This window comes from Stenotrophomonas sp. YIM B13575 (genome assembly GCF_042787595.1).
Classification (GTDB): domain Bacteria; phylum Pseudomonadota; class Gammaproteobacteria; order Xanthomonadales; family Xanthomonadaceae; genus Stenotrophomonas; species Stenotrophomonas lactitubi_B.
Genome location: NZ_JBHZOP010000225.1, coordinates 1 through 2,160, shown reverse-complemented (window position 1 = coordinate 2,160; position 2,160 = coordinate 1). Strand labels below are relative to the sequence as shown.

1 protein-coding gene is annotated in these 2,160 nt (G+C 67.8%); it reads left to right on the top strand.

Features of this window, described 5'->3' with window-relative positions; genetic code table 11:
• The first annotated feature begins 218 nt into the window (after positions 1–218).
• Positions 219–2,024: a DNA helicase RecQ gene (gene recQ / locus ACFX4F_RS21375; RefSeq protein WP_380658378.1), complete on the top strand. Its 1,806-nt coding sequence runs from the start codon at positions 219–221 to the stop codon at positions 2,022–2,024.
• The last annotated feature ends 136 nt before the right edge of the window (positions 2,025–2,160 follow it).

The following is a 2,160-nucleotide window of genomic DNA, read 5'->3' as shown; positions in this document are numbered from 1 at the left end:
GTGTCGGATTGCGGGGTGTCCGCGGCATGGATGCCGCGGCCAAGCCTACAGGGACGTACTTGCGGCGTCCCCGCAATCCGACACCGCCCCGCCAAACCACGGATCACCCCAGAGCCGGCTGTTGCCTTTGACGTTGACGTTGACGTTGACGTTGCTCTGGCTCATGGCAGGTGCAGGGCGCAGCCCTGCCGACTCCCCCGCCGGGGTAAACTAGCCGGATGGCTTCCCGTCCCGCGCACGACCTGCTCCGCCGCGTCTTTGGTTACGACGATTTCCGTGGTCCGCAGCAGGACATCGTGGAGCATGTGGCTGCCGGTCACGATGCCCTGGTGCTGATGCCTACCGGTGGCGGCAAGTCGCTGTGCTACCAGGTGCCCGCCCTGCTGCGTGACGGCTGTGGCATCGTCATCTCGCCGCTGATCGCCTTGATGCAGGACCAGGTCGAAGCCCTGCGCCAGCTCGGCGTGCGCGCCGAATTCCTGAACTCGACCCTGGACGCCGAAACGGCCGGCCGGGTCGAACGCGAACTGCTCGCCGGTGAGCTTGACATGCTCTATGTCGCCCCCGAGCGCCTGCTGACCGGCCGCTTCCTGTCGCTGCTGTCGCGCAGCCGGATCGCCCTGTTCGCCATCGACGAAGCCCATTGCGTGTCGCAATGGGGCCACGACTTCCGCCCCGAATACCGGCAGCTGACCGTCCTGCACGAGCGCTGGCCGGAGATTCCGCGGATCGCCCTGACCGCTACCGCCGACCCGCCGACCCAGCGCGAGATCGCCGAGCGCCTGGACCTGGCCGAAGCACGTCACTTCGTCAGCTCCTTCGACCGCCCCAACATCCGCTACACCGTGGTGCAGAAGGACAACGCCCGCAAGCAGCTGAGCGATTTCCTGCGCAGCCATCGCAGCGAGGCCGGCATCGTCTACTGCATGTCACGGCGCAAGGTGGAGGAAACCGCCGAGTTCCTGTGCACGCAGGGTTTCAACGCCCTGCCCTACCACGCCGGCCTGCCCTCGGAAGTGCGTGCCAACAACCAGCGTCGGTTCCTGCGCGAAGACGGCATTGTCATGTGCGCGACCATCGCCTTCGGCATGGGCATCGACAAGCCCGACGTGCGCTTCGTCGCCCACACCGACCTGCCCAAGTCGATGGAAGGCTACTATCAGGAAACCGGCCGCGCTGGCCGTGATGGCGAAGCCGCCGAGGCCTGGCTCTGCTATGGGCTGGGCGATGTAGTGCTGCTCAAGCAGATGATCGAGCAGTCCGAGGCCAGCGAGGAGCGCAAGCAGCTGGAGCGGTCCAAGCTCGACCACCTGCTGGGCTACTGCGAATCGATGCAGTGCCGCCGCCAGGTGCTGCTGGCCGGTTTCGGTGAAACCTATCCCAAGCCCTGCGGCAACTGCGACAACTGCCTGACCCCGCCTGCGGCCTGGGATGCCACCATCCCCGCGCAGAAGGCTTTGAGCTGTGTGTACCGCAGTGGCCAGCGCTTCGGCGTCGGCCACCTGATCGACGTCCTGCGTGGCAGCGAGAACGAGAAGGTCAAGCAGCAGGGCCACGACAAGCTGAGCACCTACGCCATCGGCCGCGACCTGGATGCGCGCACCTGGCGCAGCGTGTTCCGCCAGCTGGTGGCGGCCAGCCTGCTGGAAGTGGACAGCGAGGGCCATGGCGGCCTGCGCCTGACCGATGCCAGCCGCGACGTGCTGACCGGTCGCCGCCAGATCAGCATGCGCCGTGATGCGGTCAGTGCCAGCACCGGTCGTGAACGCAGCGCGCAGCGCACCGGCCTGTCGGTGCTGCCGCAGGACCTGGCCCTGTTCAACGCGCTGCGCGGCCTGCGCGCCGAGCTGGCGCGCGAGCAGAACGTACCGGCCTTCGTGATCTTCCACGACAGCACCCTGCGCAACATCGCCGAACAGCGCCCGACCTCGCTGGACGAACTGGCCCGGGTGGGCGGCATCGGCGGCACCAAGCTGAGCCGCTATGGCCCGAGGTTGGTGGAAATCGTGCGCGAGGAAGGCTGACCCTAACGCGTTGCCGCGCTGCGCGCTCGCCGGGCATGGCCCGGCGCTACCCCGTCGCCAACCGTGCGCTGCGGCCCCTGTAGAGCCGAGCCCACGCTCGGCTGCCCTTGCCGCAGAAGCAGCCGAGCGTGGGCTC